We start from the raw sequence: 17,945 nt of genomic DNA, 5'->3' as shown, positions 1-17,945 counted from the left end.
TTCTCTCTCGTAAAGGAATACCTGTGACTGACAACCCTGTGAAATCCGCCGTTGAAGCCCAATTTGCCACGCGCCCCAGCTTACGCTCGGTGGTCGAGCGCCTGCTGGCCGACAACCTCAAGGAGAAATACCCACCGTTGACGTTGCCCGTCACGTCGCTGCGCCTGGCGCTGCCCCGTGACGGCGGCGGGCGTGGCCTGACACCGCTGCTCAGCGCCGCGCTGGACTACCTCGCCACGCAACGCCTGCCTGACCTGGCGTCACACAGCGGCCTCGATGCCTACCTGAGTGACGCCACCGGCACCCGCCTCACCTTCGAGTCCAACGGGCCACGCAGCTACGACCTGACGGTGATCAGCGCGCTCATCCGCGAACTGCCGCTGATCCTGGCGGTGGGTTTTCAAGACGCCTTGACCGCCTACTGGAACCAACCCAGCGACGCAGACGGCAGCCGCTGGCAGTGGTTGGCCGCTGTGTTGCAGGGCCGGCTGCGCACCTCGGCGATCCGCCAAACAGGCAGCGATGCCCACGCACTGCAACGCCTTATACACCTGGCCGACTACCCCGCGCGGGAAACCCGCAACCGGCACACCGGCCCGCTGGCTTCGCTGCATGCCTACAGCGTGGAGACCCGGCTGGCGCATGGCGACACCCGCGTGACGCTGCAATCGAGCGATATTGTGCTGGTCGACGGCGAGCAGGTGTGGCTGTGCAGCCTGCAAGGCCGGATCGACAGCTTCGCCAGCCTGGACGCCTTCGGCGAAGCCTGGGGCCGGCGCATGGCGCAGCAGTACGTCGCCGACAGCCTGACCTGGCACCTGTACGAGCCCGACGGCAATATTTTTGAAGTGCAGGCCGCGCTGATCCTCAACGAACACCTGGACAACCTCGCGGCCATCGACTTGAGCGTCGTCACGCCCCTTAACGAGCTTGAGCAGGTGTTCCATAGCCTCACCGACCCCGCCGCACAACTTGACCCTCCAGCCGACACGCCGCCCCAGTCCCTGGCAACCCTGCGTACCGCCCTGCCCGGCTGGTTGCAGCACGCATCGGCCGGCGCGCGCTTTGCCTACCGCCAATGCCTGCTTGAACAAGCCAGCGCCCGGCGCGTGCATGCGGGTAAAACCTGGCTGGACGGCCTGCACAGTATCCGCAGCTATGCCACGCAACATCTGAACAACCAGCTGTGCCTGGCGCGCAATGCCTGGCTGACGGGCCAGCGCACCTGCGAATCCGGCGTCTCGATTTACCAGGCCGACAACCTGCAACTGAGCTTCGCCGTGCCGGTAGGTAGCCTCGGCAGCGGCTACATCGAGCCCGTGCGCATGAGCCTGGTGGACCTGGCCTTGAACAACCTGTCGGGCAAGCCCCAAGGCCGCATGACCGTGCGCAGTACCGACGGCCAGGCGATTGAAGCGTGGTTGACGCCGGACGTGGTGGCGCAACTGGTGCAACGGGTCGACGTCGGCCGCAATTACCCCAACTATATTCGCCGCGAACTGCTGGGCGACACCGACGCGGCACAGCAGCGTAAACGCCTGTTCATCGCCCAGCGCCCGCTTCAACTGAAAAGCCAGGCGCTGGAACACGCGACAAAGCGCGAAGCGGGTTTGACCCCCAAAGGCTTCGAGTATGCCGCCGCCGTGGTCGGCGCCAGCCACGCCGAGCGATATGTCGATGACAACGAGATCGTCATGCGCCCGCTGGCCTTTGCGCGTAAACCCGGCGCCACGGCGGACGTGGTGCAACACATGTTCATCATCGAGCCCCGTAACGGGCTGTCCGGGCCGCACCTGCTGTATCGCCCGGCCTATGCCCAAGCGTTGATGGAGTTCAGCAGCCGCGAGCAGTTGCTGGCGGCCATCGTGCAACCGGGCGAGTTGCAGGACAGTGTGCTGGCCTGGCTGGCCGACAGCGCACGCGCCATTTACAGCAACGGCGGCTTCACGCAACCGCATTACGTGCGCATCGGCGGCATCGGCGCGGAATTCGACCCGCTGCCCGCCGTGCCGAAACCGGCAAAACTGGCCGACCCCTTCGATGAAAGCAACGACGAAATCCTGCAGTCGCTGACCAATGGCCAATTGATGGAATACCTGTTTACTAGCGAGGCGCGCCAATTGCTGGAGCAGGCTGACCGCGAGTCGACCTCCAATGCCGAAAGCCGCTGGAAGCTGATCCTGGAAGGCGCGCAGTTGGGCTTCAACACCTTGTTGATGTTGGTACGCGGGCCCTTGGCGGCAGCGGGCTGGCTGTTGCAACTGGCGCAGGGCCTGGCCCAGGATCTGCCGGCCTTGGCCAGCAATGACCCGATCGCCCGGGAACTGGCCTGGGTCGACTTGCTGCTGAACACCGCAATGGTGCTGGTCCATCAGGTCACCTCCACCTCTGCATCGCCGCGCCCGATCATCGATGAGCACGCTCACCAACGGGCCCTTGCCCGGCTGCCGTTGAGACGCACGCCAGGCGAAGCCTCCCCAGCCCTGCCGACGGTCAAACGCGGGGCCTTCGGCCTGCCCGCCGAACCACCGGGCGGCGGTCATACGCTGCTCGATTTTGACCGTTCGCTGGCCAGCGATGCAGCAGCGGCGCGCTTGTTGGAAAAGCTGCTTGAAGTCAAGGTCGCCTGGCCCACACCTGTGCCGGAGCCCGTCAGCCTGGGCGCGCTCAAGGGCCTGTACAAAATTGACGGGCATTGGCATGCCTCGGTGGGCGGCCTGCTCTTTCAGGTCAACGTGGTTCCGGGGTTTGGCGAGGTGTTCATCGTTCATCCGCAAAAACCCGCGCATCCAGGGATCAAACTCAAGACCGACGGGCGCGGCCACTGGACCTTGGATCGCGGCCTCAAACTCGAAGGCGGCGGGCCGAAACGCATCGCCGCCCTACGCGAGGCAAACCGGCGCAAGACCCAGGAACTGGTGGATCGCATGCAAGCGTTGAGCCTTGAAATAACGCCCAGGATGCACACCTACCTCGAGTCCCAGGCGCGCATGAACAGCGCCTATAAGGCCCTGAAAAAACAAGCCGACACACTGCGCCTGGTGTGGACGCTGCTGCAAAACGCCAGCGAGGCACAGCAGCCGGCCTTGCAGGCGCGACACCTGCGCGAGATGCAGGACTACGCCAAGCGCCGGGCCCACTACGACATTCTGCTCGACGCCCTGCAAACCCAATTCGACCAATCACTGCCCTCACGCCTGGAACTGGTTCAGGTCGGCCAATCCCTGGAAAAAGTCGCAGGCGCCGCCGGCAACGTGCAAGACCGGGCCAAAGTGCTGAAGACCATCGGCGAACAACAGATGGCCCTGCACTTCTATCAGGTCGAGTGGGCGCGCAACCTGCAAATGACCGATCGCGGCGAATCCATGCTGGCCCTGAGCGAACGCATGGTGATCGACAACCTGTGGGGCGATAACACCGCGTTTGAGCAATACGTGGCTCAATCGATCAGCCTGGCGGACGCCATCGAGCGTATGGCCGAGTCCACGCGCAAGATAGAAACCACCCTGGATCAACTGGAGCAGGACTCAGCCGCGGGTCGCGCCATGCGTCAGCAACTGCTCGCACAAATCACCAACCCTCAGGAGTTTTTCCCTGACAGCTTGAAGCTGCGGGCGTTGATCCCCCTCATCAAGGCCAGCGTTGAGATCGGCAGAATGCTGCCGGCGCAGGAGGCCTTTTATGTCGAGCGCCTGAAGCCCGGTGCCTTGATCCAGGCGCTGTTTTCACACATCGAAGTGCGCAGCAGCGCGGACTACCCACTGGAAGACCAGCGCGGCGTGTACGAGACCGTCCTCGACAACTACCGCGAATACGAAAGTGCGATCCAGGCGCTTAAACTCATCAACCCCAACCGCCTCAAACCCGCCAGCGCGCGGTTGCTTGAAGGTCTTCACTACGCACGCACCTTGGCGCAAAACGAGCTGGAAGCGGTGGTGCGCAAACAGGAACAGCTGGAGGTGCAACTGCCGCTGTCCAAAACCCTGCGGCCCAAGGCAGCCACCAAGCGCGTGTTCAAAACCGCCGGCAAGCAATACCTCATCGGCGAACTCCAGCCGGCCGATGCTCAGGTCAAAGTCGAACGCTACACCATCAGCGATGCACTCTCCGGCACCACCGTCACCACGTTCGAACAGCGCCCGGACGGCTGGACCGACGTGCGCGAACCGCAACCTACCGCCGCGCCGCCGGTTGCACCGGCCCGCGAGTTGGCCACGCTCAAAACCCTCGGACAGGCGTTGATCAACGGGCGCGCCGCGATCGAACGCGTCATTGCGGCCCAACAACAAGCCCTCGAATCACCGAGTACCCGGCAAACCGTCAACCCCGGCGACTGGGATGCCCTGCTCAATAGCCAGGCCGCCCAACTCACGGCGCTCGCCGATGAAGTGGCGCGCGAGCATCTGGACAAACCCACGGCCAACGACCTGATCGATGACTTCAAGGCCAATGCCAGGGACATGCAGCGCATGGCGCAACGGGTATGCAGCGCGGCCTACAAACGGCAATGGCCGACGCAGGAGAGCCTGGATTATTTATGGCGCCAGGGTGAGATCGACATCAACCTGACAAGCCCGGCCGACCCGCAACGGCCCACCCTCAGTGGAGATTTTTTCACCGAGTACGCGGTGTATGACAAAACCCCCAAACCGCCGACGGTGCTGTGGTATGCGCATTTCCACTACGCCACCGCCGACGCGGCGCCGGCGGACTACACGCGGGCGCATCTGAAACTGGCCGAGCAGCGCAAATACACGCAGAAGGATCTGCTCAAAGCTCACGTACAGGCGGCGTTGCCGGGCACCGAGCCGGTGCGCCAGATTCTTTACGTGCTGATCACGCCCCCCGTGGACCAGTTGTTCCTGGCGATTGCGCCACGCAGCGGCCCGCGCTGATCGCGGCGCCAAACAAAACGCCCGACGGTCAAGGTCGGGCGTTGCATTTCAACGGCGTCGCGGCCGCGTCAGTGGGCAAACAACGAATTGCCCTTCTGGCCCGCGAGTTTCTCGGGTTTGATCAGGAACCGCGCCAGTGCCGGCAGCAGCCACAGCGCCCCGAACATGTTCCACAACAGCATGAAGGTCAGCATCAGGCCCATGTCGGCCTGGAACTTGATCGCCGAGAAGATCCAGGTGCACACGCCGATGGCCAGGCACAGGCCGGTGAACAGCACGGCTTTACCGGTGGACTTGAGCGTCTGGTAATAGGCTTCCTGCAACGGCAGGCCCGCACGCAAAAAGCTTTCCAGGCGGCTGTAGATGTAGATGCCGTAGTCCACGCCGATGCCCACGCCCAACGCCACCACCGGCAAGGTCGCGACCTTGACGCCGATGCCCATGAACGCCATCAGCGCGTTGCCCAGCACCGAGGTCAGCACCAACGGCAGCACGATGCACAGGGTCGCGGCCCAGGAGCGGAAGGTGATCATGCACATGGTCGCCACGCACAGATACACCAGAATCAGAATGGTCAGCTCCGACTCTTTGATCACTTCATTGGTGGCCGCTTCGATGCCGGCATTACCGGCGGCGAGGATGAATTCCAGGCCGTCCTTGTTGTTCTCCCTGGCGAACGCCTGCACCGCATGCACCGCGCGGTCGAGGGTTTCGGTCTTGTGGTCGTTGAGGAACACCAGCACCGGCGCCAGCGAGCAATTGTTGTTGTACAGGCCATCGGCACGCGCGATGGAGTTGTTCAACACATCCGGGTTGCGCGACAGGGTTTCCCATTTCAGGTTGCCTTCGTTCATGCCCTTGATCATCTGCTTGGACACCGTCACCAGCGAGATCGCCGACTGCACGCCCTCGGTGTTCTGCATCTTCCACATCAACTGGTCGATGGGCGCCATGGCTTCATAGCGCGAGCAGCCTTCGGCCTTGGTCTTGACCATCACCACCAGCACGTCGGAGCTGGTGGAGTAGTTGCTGATGATGAAGTTGTTGTCTTTGTTGTAACGCGAGTCCGGGCGCAGTTCCGGTGCGCCTTGGTCGAGGTCGCCGATCTTCAGGTTCTGGCTGTACCAGAGGCCGCCGCCAAAGGCGACCAGCGCCAGCAGGATCGAAACCGGTGCCACTTTGGCGCTGGCGAACCTGGACAGCAGGCGCCAGAACGGATGGTCACGGTGCGCGTCCTTTTTGCTCCTGGCAATGGCGCGGTGGCTGATGCCGGCATAGGAAATCGCCACCGGCAGCAGGATCAGGTTGGTAAACACGATCACCGCCACGCCGATGGACGCGCCGATGGCCAGTTCGCGGATCACGCCGATGTCGATGATCAGCAGGGTAATGAAGCCCACCGCATCCGCCAGGATCGCGATCATCCCCGGCAGGAACAGTTGCCGGAAGGTGCGCCGTGCGGCGGTGAGTGCGTTGTCTGCCTCGCTCGATTGCAGGGCGATGCCGTTGATCTTCTGCACGCCGTGGGAAATACCAATGGCGAAGATCAAAAACGGCACCAGCATCGAGTACGGGTCGAGCCCGAAGCCGAAGAAATGCATCAGCCCGAGTTGCCAGACCACCGCCACCAGCGTTGTGCTCAACACCGCGACGGTGCTGCGCAGGCAGTTGGTAAACCACAGCAACAGCACCAGGGTGATGACAAACGCGATGCCGAAGAACAACACCACCATCACCAGGCCGTCGATCAGGTCGCCGACCTTCTTGGCGAAGCCGACGATGTGGATCTTGACGTTGGGGTTCTGCGCTTCGAACTTGTCGCGGATCTTGTCTTCGAGCTCATGGGAGAACTTGCGGTAGTCCAGGGCCAGCAACTTGCCCTGGTCCTGCGGGTCCGGGTAGGCCTCCAGCAGCGGAATGTCGACGATGCTCGACTTGAAATCGTTGGCCACCAGGCGCCCGACCTGGCCGGACTTGAGTACGTTGTTGCGCAGTTGGTCGAGGCTTTGCGGCGAGCCGTTGTAGCTTTGCGGGATGACTTCGCCGCCGGCAAAACCTTCTTCGGTCACTTCGGTCCAGCGTACGCTGGGGCTCCACAGCGACTTGAGGCCCGAGCGGTCGACGCCGGAGATGTAGAACACCTCGTCGTTGATCTGGCGCAGGGTCTCCATGTAGTCCTTGGTAAAGATGTCGCCGTCCTTGGCCTCCACCGAAATGCGCACCGTGTTGCCCAGGTTGGCCAGGTCGTTGCGGTGTTCCATCATCTTTTCGATGAAGGGGTGCTTGAGGGGGATCATCTTTTCAAAGCTGGTGGAGGGGCGAATCAGGGTTGCCTGCCAGAACAGGAACACGCTCACCAGCACGCAGATCGCGATGACTGCCGGGCGGTTGTTGAAGATCAGGCGCTCAAGAAAGGTCGCTTTATCGTTGTGATGACTGCTCATTCTTTGCCCGCCTTCTTATTGTTTTGTCGGTTCAGCGCCGGCTGGCGTGGCCACACGAACGCCACCCTGCCCGACCAGAATCAAGTTGCCGTTGCCGGCTGCCGTGACCGCCGACAGTGAAATACGGTCCGGGCGATTGAACACGCTGAACGTTTGGCCGTCATCGTGGCTGACCACCACGCTGCCGCCGTTGCCGACCACCACGATGGAGCCATCGTCCAGCAAGGTCGCGCCCGACAGGCCGAACTCCAGGGCACCGCGCGCGGCGTTCAATGGGACCTGCTCCCAGGTGCCGCCGAAATCGGTGGACCGGTACAGGTTGCCACGCAGGCCATAGGCCAACAGTGTCTGCGCTTGCGCGGTGCCGATGACGCCAAACAACGAGCCCTCGTAGGGGCCTTCGAGCTTTTCCCAGGTCTGGCCGTCGTCGCTGGAGCGGAACATGCTGCCCTGCTCGCCGACGATAAACAGGCCGGCGTCCTTGATGGAGGCGATGGCGTTGAGGTGATATTGGTCTTCGTTGTCGAGGCGGTCGCTGACGTCGGCCCAGGTCTTGCCGCCGTCGGTGGTTTCGATCAGCGCACCGTAGGCGCCTACGGCCAGGCCGTGATTGGCGTCGTTGAACCACACATCGAGCAACGGCGCTTCGCGCTTGAGGTCCTGGTATTGCTGGGTCCAGGTGGCGCCGCCGTCAGTGCTGGCGAGGACTTGCGCATCGTGGCCCACGGCCCAGCCGTGTTGGTCATCGACAAAAAACACAGCGGTGAGCAACTGCCGGGTCGGCACTTTGGCCTGGGCCCACGTGGCGCCCTGGTCATCGGAATAGAGGATATGCCCGCGATCACCGACCGCCACCAGGCGCTTGCCGGCCTGCACCACGTCGATCATCAGGCCTTTGGCGGCCTTGGGGGATTCAATCGCAAACACTGCGCCGGCCGGGGTATCGCCGGCGGCGTGGACGGCGGTCGGCAACGCGACGGCTCCAAACAGCGAGAGCGCTGTGACCAGCAACGCGACCTTGCGTGCGGCGCGTGGGCGGCAAACAACCCAACCCATGACAGGCTCACTCATAGACCTTTCTCCCATTTATTATTGTTAGGTCTTGTCTTTGCTTGCCTTGCCGGGCGCTGAAACCTGCAATCTAGAGCGCCTGAACGAAGCAGGGGCCATCCTATCGGGCTTTGGAATCGTCTGACAATCAGCGCTACGTTATCTTTTGTTAACTGGCGGCTTTTGGCCATGTGGTGAATATAGCTGCATTCGCCAGGCTGATTGTCGGCGGGGGAATGAATTTTTATTCCATCTATTGAATTCAGGGAATTTTTATTCCATTAATGCACGCTCTGAAAACAATAATCCAAAGGACCACGGCAATGCGTGAACTCGGAATCGGCTTGATCGGCACAGGCTTCATGGGCCGAGCCCATGCCTTGGCATTCAACAACGCGCGGGCGGTCTTTGAACTGCCGGTACACCTCAAACTGGCCGCGCTTGCCGATGCCGACACCGAACGCGCCCAACGCTGCGCCACCGCCTGGGGCTTTGCCCGGGCCCATGGCGACTGGCAAGCGCTGATCGACGACCCCAAGGTCGATGTGGTGGCCATCACCACGCCCAATCACCTGCACTACCCCATGGCCATGGCCGCGATAGCTGCCGGCAAAGCGGTGTATTGCGAAAAACCCCTGGCCGTGAGCCTCGAACAGGCCGACGCCATGCGCCGCGCCGCGACCGCCGCCGGCGTGGTGACACGGGTGGGTTACAACTACCAGCACAACCCCATGATCACGTTGGCGCGGCAGCTGATTGCCGATGGCGAGCTGGGCGACATCATCAGCTTCCAGGGCGAGTTCAGCGAAGACTTTATGGCCGACCCGGCCTCACCCTGGTCATGGCGCTGTGAAGTGGCGCACGCCGGCGGTGCGTTGGCGGACCTGGGCAGCCACTTGCTGTCGATGGCGCGTTATCTGGTGGGCGACGTGGTCAGCGTGTGCGCCGATACCCACACCGTGCACGCCCAGCGCCCGGCCACAAAAGGCAGCCACGACCTCAAGGCCATTGCCGTGGACGACCAAGTGCATGCGCTGCTGCGTTTCGCCAACGGCGCGCGCGGCACCGTGAGCAGCAGTTGGCTCAAGCACGGCTACAAAAACCACCTGAGTTTTGAGATCAGCGGGACCAAAGGCACGTTGGCCTTCGATCAGGAATGCTTGAATGAACTGCGCCTGTACCGTCTCGGCCAGGACGGTTTCCAGCGCGTGCTGGCCGGCCCCGCCCTGCCCGGTTACGCCGCGTTCAGCCCAGCGGCGGGGCATCAGTTGGGCTACAACGAACTCAAGACACTGGAGGTGCAGGAACTGATCATGGCGCTGGCGGGCCAAGGCGCGGATGGCACTGACTTTGAGGCGGCATGGGAAGTGGAGCGGCTGGCGACGGCCATTCGCGTGGCGGCCCAGGAAGAACGCTGGGTCAAGGTGAACTCGGTCTGAAACACAGCGCAAACCCCCTGTGAGAGGGGGCTTGCTCCCGATGGGGGAGTGTCAGTTGATGAATCTGTTGCTGACCCACTGCCATCGGGAGCAAGCCCCCTCCCACATTTGGATCACCTGCATGCGGTTACATCAGCGCAAGGCTCGGCGCAGTACTTTGCCCACGGTGGTCTTGGGCAATTCTGTGGTGCGAAACTCCACATACTTGGGCACCTTGTAGCCGGTGAGGTATTCCCGGCAGTGGGCGAGGATCTGCTCCTGGGTCAGGTTCGGGTCTTTGCGCACCACGATGATCTTCACCTTCTCCCCCGTCACGCCATCCTCCACCCCAATCGCCGCCACTTCGCCTACACCGGGGTGCAACGCCACCACGTCTTCGATTTCATTGGGGTACACGTTGAAGCCCGAGACCAGGATCATGTCTTTCTTGCGGTCCACCAGGCGGATGTACCCACGCGCGTCCATCACGCCAATGTCGCCGGTCGACAACCACCCCTCGGCATCCAACACTTCGGCGGTGGCCTCCGGGCGTTGCCAGTAGCCTTGCATCACCTGCGGGCCGCGCACTTGCAGTTCGCCCTGCTCGCCAATGTCGGCCAGCTCGCCGTCTTCACGCATAAACCGCACCCAGGTCGACGGCAGCGGCACGCCGATGCTGCCGGTGAAGTCCATCTCGCGCATGCGTGAGATATCGATAGGGCTGATGCTCACCACCGGCGAGCACTCAGTGAGGCCATAGCCTTCGATGATCGGCAGCCCGGTGACCTCCTTCCAGCGCTTGGCCACCGCTGTGTGGGTGGCCATGCCGCCGGCGATCACCATGCGCAGGTCGGAAAAATCCCGCGCACAGAACGCTTTGTTCTCAAGCAAACCGTTGAACAAGGTATTGACCCCGGCAATGCCGTTGAAGCGCTCCTTGCGCAGGATCATCTGCACCCGTTTCACGTCCCGGGGGTTGGCGATCAGGATGTTGCGCCCGCCCAGGCACATGAACATCAGGCAATTCACTGTCAGCGAAAAGATGTGGTACAGCGGCAGCAAAGTGACGTTGGTTTCCTGCTTGCCCTGGTCCAGTTGATCGCCGACCCAGGCCTTGGCTTGCAGCAGGTTGGCGATGATATTGCGGTGGCTGAGCATCACGCCCTTGGCGTCGCCCGTGGTGCCGCCGGTGTACTGCAGGAAGGCCAGGTCATCAAGAGCCAGGCTCACCGGCAGGTGATTGAGCGCCCGCCCCTGCTTCAAGGTGTGGTTGAAGCGCACTGAACCCGGCAGATTGAACGCCGGCACCTGCTTTTGCACCCGGCGCAGGATGAAGTTCATCGCCGCGCCCTTGAAGGCGCCGAGCAAATCGCCGATGGCCGCCACCACCACGCGCTTGACGCTGCTGCCGACGATGACTTTTCCCAGGGTATGGGCGAAGTTTTCGAAGATCACGACGGTTTCGGCGCCGCTGTCCTTGAGCAGGTGCTTGAGCTCATGGGCGGTGTACAGCGGGTTGACGTTAACCACCACCGCGCCGGCCAGGATCGTGCCCAACAGGCAGATCGGGTATTGCAGGCAGTTGGGCATCATCAGCGCCACGCGGTCACCCGGCTTGACGCCCTGGCCCTGCAGCCAGGCAGCGAACGCGATGCCATGGACCTGCCAATCGGCGTAGGTCATTTCGGTGCCGATACTGACGTAGGCCACGCGCTCGCGGAATTTCTCCAGGTGTTCCAGGAACACTTCGCGCAACGAGGGGTAATCCTCGATAGCCGCATCGATGTCTGCCGGGACGCCGGGCAGGTAAGCGTTCAACCAGACCCGTTCGGTGTGTTCCAGGCTGATAGCGTTCATGGCAGTCTCCTTGTTGTTGTTTTTGGGTTGGCGCTATTTTTCGACGATGGCGGTAATGCCCAGCCCGCCCGCCGCGCAGATCGAGATCAACCCGCGCCCCCCACCGTTTTCATGGATGATCTTGGCCAGCGCCGCCAATTGCCGGCCACCGGTGGCGGCGAACGGATGGCCGCAGCCGAGCGAGCCACCGTTGACGTTCATTTTGGCGCGGTCAATGCTGCCCAGCGGTGCATCCAGGCCCAGGCGCTCGCGGCAGTAATCGGCGTCTTCCCAGGCCTTGAGGGTACACAGCACCTGGGCGGCGAAGGCCTCATGTATCTCGAAGAAATCAAAGTCGGCAAAGCTCAGGCCCTCGCGCTTGAGCATGCGCGGCACGGCGTAGGCCGGGGCCATCAGCAGGCCTTCGCTGCCATCGACGAAATTCACCGCCGCCGTCTCGCCGGTACGCAGGTAGGCCAGCACCGGCCAACCATTGGCGGCCGCCCATTCCTCACTGGCCAGCAGCACCACCGAGGCGCCGTCGGTGAGCGGCGTGGAATTGCCCGCCGTCAGGGTGCCGTTCTGCCGGTCGTAGGCGGGTGCCAACCCGGCGAGTTTTTCCAGGCTGGCATCGGCGCGCAGGTTGTTGTCGCGAGCCAGGCCACGATGGGGGCTGATCAAGTCGTCGAAAAACCCGCGTTTGTAGGCGGCGTCCAGGCGCTGATGGCTGGTGAGGGTCAGTTCATCCTGAGCCAGGCGCTTGATCTGCCAGCGCTGGGCCATGGCTTCGCAGTGCTCGCCCATGGACAAGCCGGTGCGCGGCTCACCGTTGCGCGGTAACAGTGGCTTGAACAACATCGACGGACGCACCTTGAGCAACGCCTTCAATTTGTCGCCCATGCCCTTGGCGCGATTGGCCGCGAGCAAGGTGTGGCGCAGGGATTCGTTGATGCCGATCGGCGCATCCGAGGTGGTGTCGGCGCCCCCGGCGATGCCCACGTCGATCTGGCCCAGGGCGATTTTATTCGCCACCAGCAACGCCGCTTCAAGGCCGGTGCCACAGGCCTGTTGCACATCGTAGGCCGGGGTATCAGGCGACAGCGTGGTCGACAGCAGCGATTCGCGTGCCAGGTTGAAGTCCCGTGAATGCTTGATCACCGCGCCGGCGGCAAACTCACCCAGGCGCTGGCCGTGCAGGTTGTAGCGATCCACCAGGCCTTGCAGCGCGGCCACCAGCAGATCCTGGTTGCTGTCGTGGGCATAGACGGTATTGGAGCGCGCAAAGGGGATGCGGTTGCCGCCGATAATCGCCACGCGGCGGGTCGCGGTCGGATTGAAGCTGTAGTCACTCATTTAACGCTCTCTTTCCAAATGAACAGCCCACGCATATGGGGTTTGTCGCCAGCAAAATTACGCACCTCGAACTCACGGCGCGGGCCGCTCGCGGGGTGGTTCCACAGGGCGACCTGGCCGGGCAGGAAGATCGGCAGCTTGAAGTCGCAATGGGCCTCGGCCTGGTCCAGCCCACCCGGCGGTTGCTGGGCGGCAAGGGCGCGGCCCAGGGTCCACATGCCGTGGGCGATGGCACGGCGAAAGCCAAAGATCTTCGCGCCGATCACTGAAGTGTGAATCGGGTTGAAATCCCCGCAGACGTGGGCAAAACGCCGGCCCAGATCGGCCGGCAACACCCAACGCTGGGTGCGTAGCAGGCCGTCTTCCTGCAACGCCAACCCATCGTCCCAGGGCTCGCCGATGGGGTCTTTGACGTCGCGGCGCAGGTACAGGCTGTCGCTCTCCCACACCAGGGCGCCCGCGCCATAGGCCCGGGTGGCAATGCTTAACGCCTGGCCCTTGGGATGGGCGACCCAGCGTGCGCAATACACCTCCAGGCGCAGCACCTGGCCCGCCTGCAAGCGCTGGTGCTGACGAATACGGTTGGCCAGGTGCACCATGCCGCTGGCCGGGTACGGAAAGCTCGGGCGCGTGAGCAACATCAGGTGCAGCGCGAACGCCAGCACATGCGGATACGACAGCGGCACGCCCTGCTCGGGCCGGAAACCGCAGGCACGCCCATAGGCGGCGATGTCGGCCGCGTGCAGCTCCACCGCCGGGCGCACCAGGCGCTCCTTGGGCAGCGCCGGCATGCCGTCGGGCTTGGGCTTGCGCAGCGCGCGCGCGCCGTCCAGCAGCAGGCGCGTGCGTGAGGGTGGCGGGTCAATAATCTGCGTTACGTAGTCCATGAGGTCAGGCTCCCAACAGGCTTTGGCCGCACACCCGCACCACCTGGCCATTGACCCCGCCCGAGGCCGGGTGCGCGAGCCAGGCGATGGTTTCGGCCACATCGATCGGCTGGCCGCCCTGGCTCATCGAGTTCATGCGCCGCCCCGCTTCGCGGATCATCAGCGGGATCTTCGCGGTCATCTGGGTCTCGATAAACCCCGGCGCCACGGCGTTGACCGTGACCTGTTGCACCGCTGCGCGCGGCGCCAGGCCCTGCACCAGGCCGATCACACCGGCCTTGGAGGTGGCGTAATTGCTTTGCCCGAGGTTGCCGGCAATAGCGGAAATCGACGACACGCACACGATGCGCCCGCCGGGGTTCACGCCCTGGTTTTGCAGCAGTGCATGGCTCAGTTGCAATGGCGCCTCCAGGTTGACCGCCAGCACACTGCGCCAGGCCGCTTCGGGCATTTTGGCGATGGTCTTGTCGCGGGTGATGCCAGCGTTGTGCACCACCACATCGAACGCACCGTATTGGCTGACATGGGCCAGCAACCGTTCAGCGGCATCCGCTGCGGTGATATCCAGCGGCAGCGCCGAACCGCCGACGCTGGCGGCAGCCTGTTGCAGGGCGTCCTGGGCCTGGGGCACATCCACACACACCACATGGGCACCGTCGCGCGCCAATACCTGGGCGATGGCCAGGCCGATGCCACGGGACGCACCGGTGACCAACGCACGCCGACCCGCGAAGGGGGCGTCCCAGTTGACGGCGTAGTGGTCGTCCACGGTTTTATCCACGCGCACCACTTGCCCCGACACGTAGGCCGAGCGGCGCGACAGGAAGAAACGCAGGCTGCTCTGCAACGCGTCTTCGCTACCTGGCGCTACATAAAGCAACTGCACGGTGATCGCCCGGCGCAGTTCCTTGGCCAGCGAGCGCACCAAGCCTTCAAGGGCGCGTTGGGCGATGGCCTGGGCCAGGTCCTGGCAGTGTTCCGGCGCGGTGCCGAGTACCACCACGCGGGCGTGCTGGCCGAGGCGTTTGGCGTTGGCGTGAAAGAACCCATAGAGCTCGTCCAGCTGTTGCACGTCGCGGATGCCCGTGGCATCAAACACGGCGCCCTGCACCTTGACCGTGGACGGCGCCTGCAGCGTCGCCGGGGTGGCGGCCACTGTGTCGGTGGCGCTGAAGACACGCTGCACCTGATCAACCAGGCGCCCTGCCCCGGCGATGATCACCGGGTTGGCCAAGGCTGGCTGGCCGCTGCGATAGCGCTGCAACGGCAAGGGTTGCGGCAAGCCGATAGCCTGGGCCAGGCGATGGCCCCAGGGGGAATTGACGAATGAAAGGTAGTTGTCACTCATAAACACAAATCCTGCCTTGTAAACCCAGTCAAATGTGGGAGGGGGCTTGCTCCCGATGGCGGTGGGTCAGCTACCCATCAGTTGGCTGAAGCACCGCCATCGGGAGCAAGCCCCCTCCCACACTGGCCGCGTTACCGATCTAATTTACCGAGGCGTTTTCGCCCTGGCTGGTACGCCGCTTGGCCGCCGGTTCGAGCGCTTGTTTGCGTTGCTGCAAGGCTTCCAGCAACCCGAAGTCCTGCGCAAAGTCGTCCACCTGGATCGCGTGGTCGGCGTATTCCACGTAGCGCGCCAGTAACGCTTCCTCGTCATCACTGATCAGGTCCAGCGCCCGCGCCTTGACGCGCCAGGCGGTAAACGCCGTGGTGGAGATCGGCAACGGTTCGATCAGGCCCTGCTTGATGGCGGGCTTGAGCCGGGCGTCGATCAGCTCGACTTGCGGCAACAAACGCAAGCCCAGCTCGCCGTAAGCCAATTTGTCGATTTCCGGGCGTGGGATGTAGGAATCGGCCAGCAACCGGTCGCGGGTTTCGCCCGGTGTCTGCACCACATCGGCCACCTGCGCCAGCAACCGATCCGAGGGTTTGCGCAACGGGATGCCGAACGGGAATGTCAGACCGCGCACCACGCCGGCGGCAATGTTGGAGGGGTAGTTCTCGAGCACTTCGGCGAGGGCTTCGTGGGCGCGCAGCAAGGCATCCTGCGCCGACCAATGCACCAGCGGCAGGTCGGCCTGGGGTCGGCCATCATCCTCAAAGCGCTTGAGCACGCAGGACAGGATGTACAGCTGCGACAGCATGTCGCCCAGGCGCCCGGTGATGCTTTCCTTGCGCTTGAGCGCACCGCCCAGCACGCCCATGGAAATATCCGAGATCAACGCCAGCACCACCGACAGCCGATTGGCCTGGCGGTAGTAGGACGCCAGCGCCGGGTCGGTCTTGGCCGGGGCGGAAATCAGCCGCCCGCCGGTCAGCGCATGTACCGCCGCGCGCACGGTGTTGGCCAGTACGAAGCTCACATGGCCGAACATCGCGCTGTCGAAATCCTCCAGCGCCTTGCGCCGGTCGAGGTTGCGCGCCGCTTCCATCTCGCGGAACACATACGGATGGCAGCGAATCAGGCCCTGGCCAAAGATGATCAGGCAGCGCGTCATGATATTCGCGCCTTCCACCGTAATGGCGATGGGGCTTTGCTGGTAGGCCCGGGCCAGGAAGTTGTTGGGCCCCATGCAGATGCCTTTGCCGGCGACGATGTCCATGCCGTCATTGACGATGATCCGCGCGCGCTCGGTGACGTGGTACTTGGCGATGGCCGAAATCACCGACGGTTTTTCACCGGCATCCAGGGATGCCACCGAGACCTTGCGCACCGCATCGCAGGCATACAGATGCCCGGCCATGCGCGCCAGTGGCGCTTGTACGCCTTCGAACTTGCCGATGGGCAGGCCGAACTGTTTACGCATCGCCGCATAGGCCGTGGTACCGCGCACGGCGACCTTGCCCAGGCCGACGTTGGCCGACGGCAAGGAAATCGCGCGACCGGCGGCCAGGCACTCCATCAGCATGCGCCAGCCATTGCCGACCTGTTCGCGGCCGCCGATCACCCATTCCAGCGGGATAAACACGTCCTTGCCGGTGGTCGGGCCGTTCTGGAACACCGCGTTGAGTGGCCAGTGGCGACGGCCGCTGTTCACGCCGGGGTGGGAGGTCGGGATCAGGGCGCAGGTAATACCGAGGGAGCCCGGCGCGCCGAGCAAACCGTCCGGGTCTTCGGCGCGAAATGCCAGGCCAAGCACGGTAGCAATGGGGCCGAGGGTGATGTAGCGCTTGTCCCAGGTCACACGGAAACCCAGTACTTGCTCACCCTCGTGGGTGCCTTTACACACGATGCCCAAATCGGGAATCGCCCCGGCGTCCGAACCGGCATATGGGCTGGTCAGGGCAAAGCAGGGGATGTCTTCGCCACGGGCCAGGCGCGGCAGGTAGTAATTGCGCTGGGCGTCGGTGCCGTAGTGCAACAGCAGCTCGGCCGGGCCCAGGGAGTTGGGGACCATCACCGAAATCGCCGCCGCCGAGCAGCGGGTCGACAGCTTCATCACCACCTGCGAGTGCGCATAGTGAGAGAAGCCTTTGCCCCCGTATTGCTTGGGAATGATCATGCCCAGGAAGCCCGCGTCCTTGGTGTACTGCCAGCACTCAGGAGACATGTCCTGCCAAATCTGCGTGGTTTCCCAATCGTTGGCGATGTCGCACAGGGTTTCCACTTCGTTGTCGAGGAAGGCTTGCTCCTCGGCGCTGAGCTTAGCCGGCGCGGCGTGCAGCAAGCGCTGCCAGTCGGGTTTGCCGCTGAATAACTCGGCGTCCCACCACACGGTGCCGGACTCGATAGCCGCACGCTCAGTGTCGGACATTGCCGGCATGATCGTACGAAACAGGCCCAGGGCCTTGCTGGTTAACAAGGCGCGGCGCAGGGGTTTGATTGTCATCAGCAACGCGGGCGCGATCACCAGCAATGCCGCGACGCCAGCACCAACACCTGCCACCACGTTAAACACGTAACCCAGCGCCAGCCAGATTACGCCAGCGCCCAACCACAAGGTCGCGGCAGCTTGTCGATACGCCAGGGCAATCGCAGCCGCGAAACCCACCAATAACCAGATAACCATGGGGATACCTCTACTTGATTCAGGGTATGGCTTAAGTGCGGCAGGTCGG

9 protein-coding genes are annotated in these 17,945 nt (G+C 63.4%); 2 read left to right on the top strand and 7 right to left on the bottom strand.

The window, feature by feature from the left end:
• Nucleotides 1-23: 23 nt before the first annotated feature.
• Nucleotides 24-4,895 carry a dermonecrotic toxin domain-containing protein gene (locus KSS96_RS13525; protein WP_068934797.1) on the top strand — a complete coding sequence of 1,624 codons (4,872 nt, stop codon included), beginning with the start codon at nucleotides 24-26 and terminating at the stop codon, nucleotides 4,893-4,895.
• Nucleotides 4,896-4,963: 68 nt separating this feature from the next.
• On the opposite strand, the gene KSS96_RS13520 is transcribed toward KSS96_RS13525, so the two are convergent.
• Together KSS96_RS13520 and KSS96_RS13515 are read right to left on the bottom strand one after the other, a co-directional pair.
• On the bottom strand, nucleotides 4,964-7,339 hold the full coding sequence (locus tag KSS96_RS13520; RefSeq protein ID WP_065878403.1) for an efflux RND transporter permease subunit: 2,376 nt from the start codon (nucleotides 7,337-7,339) through the stop codon (nucleotides 4,964-4,966).
• A 15-nt stretch (nucleotides 7,340-7,354) separates the two neighbouring features.
• Nucleotides 7,355-8,395 (bottom strand): WD40/YVTN/BNR-like repeat-containing protein, encoded by a 1,041-nt coding sequence (locus tag KSS96_RS13515; protein WP_017527944.1) that lies wholly within the window; start codon nucleotides 8,393-8,395, stop codon nucleotides 7,355-7,357.
• A gap of 317 nt (nucleotides 8,396-8,712) precedes the next feature.
• On the opposite strand from KSS96_RS13515, the gene KSS96_RS13510 reads away from it, so the two are divergent.
• The gene (locus KSS96_RS13510; RefSeq protein WP_065878400.1) at nucleotides 8,713-9,828 is read left to right on the top strand and encodes a Gfo/Idh/MocA family protein; all 1,116 of its coding nucleotides are present in this window, start codon (nucleotides 8,713-8,715) and stop codon (nucleotides 9,826-9,828) included.
• A gap of 132 nt (nucleotides 9,829-9,960) precedes the next feature.
• On the opposite strand, the gene KSS96_RS13505 is transcribed toward KSS96_RS13510, so the two are convergent.
• The 5 genes from KSS96_RS13505 to KSS96_RS13485 all read right to left on the bottom strand — a co-directional run bounded on the left by KSS96_RS13505 (nucleotide 9,961) and on the right by KSS96_RS13485 (nucleotide 17,896).
• Nucleotides 9,961-11,664: an AMP-binding protein gene (locus tag KSS96_RS13505; protein WP_065878398.1), complete on the bottom strand. Its 1,704-nt coding sequence runs from the start codon at nucleotides 11,662-11,664 to the stop codon at nucleotides 9,961-9,963.
• Nucleotides 11,665-11,697: 33 nt separating this feature from the next.
• On the bottom strand, nucleotides 11,698-12,996 hold the full coding sequence (locus tag KSS96_RS13500; RefSeq protein WP_217856422.1) for an acetyl-CoA C-acetyltransferase: 1,299 nt from the start codon (nucleotides 12,994-12,996) through the stop codon (nucleotides 11,698-11,700).
• On the bottom strand, nucleotides 12,993-13,883 hold the full coding sequence (locus KSS96_RS13495; protein ID WP_017527948.1) for a MaoC/PaaZ C-terminal domain-containing protein: 891 nt from the start codon (nucleotides 13,881-13,883) through the stop codon (nucleotides 12,993-12,995). Before KSS96_RS13495 ends, KSS96_RS13500 begins: the two co-directional genes overlap by 4 nt.
• A gap of 4 nt (nucleotides 13,884-13,887) precedes the next feature.
• Complete coding sequence (locus tag KSS96_RS13490; protein ID WP_065878393.1) at nucleotides 13,888-15,231, bottom strand: 3-oxoacyl-ACP reductase; 1,344 nt, start codon at nucleotides 15,229-15,231, stop codon at nucleotides 13,888-13,890.
• A 139-nt stretch (nucleotides 15,232-15,370) separates the two neighbouring features.
• Nucleotides 15,371-17,896: an acyl-CoA dehydrogenase gene (locus KSS96_RS13485; RefSeq protein WP_065878391.1), complete on the bottom strand. Its 2,526-nt coding sequence runs from the start codon at nucleotides 17,894-17,896 to the stop codon at nucleotides 15,371-15,373.
• Between the last annotated feature and the right edge of the window lie 49 nt (nucleotides 17,897-17,945).

The sequence above is a fragment of the Pseudomonas asgharzadehiana genome, from assembly GCF_019139815.1.
Lineage (GTDB): Bacteria > Pseudomonadota > Gammaproteobacteria > Pseudomonadales > Pseudomonadaceae > Aquipseudomonas > Aquipseudomonas asgharzadehiana.
Note: the sequence above shows the minus strand (reverse complement) of the source record. Positions and strands in the feature narration are given on the sequence as shown.

Excerpts from the sequence above, each read along its gene's own strand:
- KSS96_RS13500 (WP_217856422.1), bottom strand. The coding sequence starts at position 12,996 with ATGAGTGACTACAGCTTCAATCCGACCGCGACCCGCCGCGTGGCGATT.
- KSS96_RS13520 (WP_065878403.1), bottom strand. The coding sequence starts at position 7,339 with ATGAGCAGTCATCACAACGATAAAGCGACCTTTCTTGAGCGCCTGATC.
- KSS96_RS13505 (WP_065878398.1), bottom strand. The coding sequence starts at position 11,664 with ATGAACGCTATCAGCCTGGAACACACCGAACGGGTCTGGTTGAACGCT.
- KSS96_RS13485 (WP_065878391.1), bottom strand. The coding sequence starts at position 17,896 with ATGGTTATCTGGTTATTGGTGGGTTTCGCGGCTGCGATTGCCCTGGCG.
- KSS96_RS13495 (WP_017527948.1), bottom strand. The coding sequence starts at position 13,883 with ATGGACTACGTAACGCAGATTATTGACCCGCCACCCTCACGCACGCGC.
- KSS96_RS13490 (WP_065878393.1), bottom strand. The coding sequence starts at position 15,231 with ATGAGTGACAACTACCTTTCATTCGTCAATTCCCCCTGGGGCCATCGC.
- KSS96_RS13515 (WP_017527944.1), bottom strand. The coding sequence starts at position 8,395 with ATGGGTTGGGTTGTTTGCCGCCCACGCGCCGCACGCAAGGTCGCGTTG.
- KSS96_RS13510 (WP_065878400.1), top strand. The coding sequence starts at position 8,713 with ATGCGTGAACTCGGAATCGGCTTGATCGGCACAGGCTTCATGGGCCGA.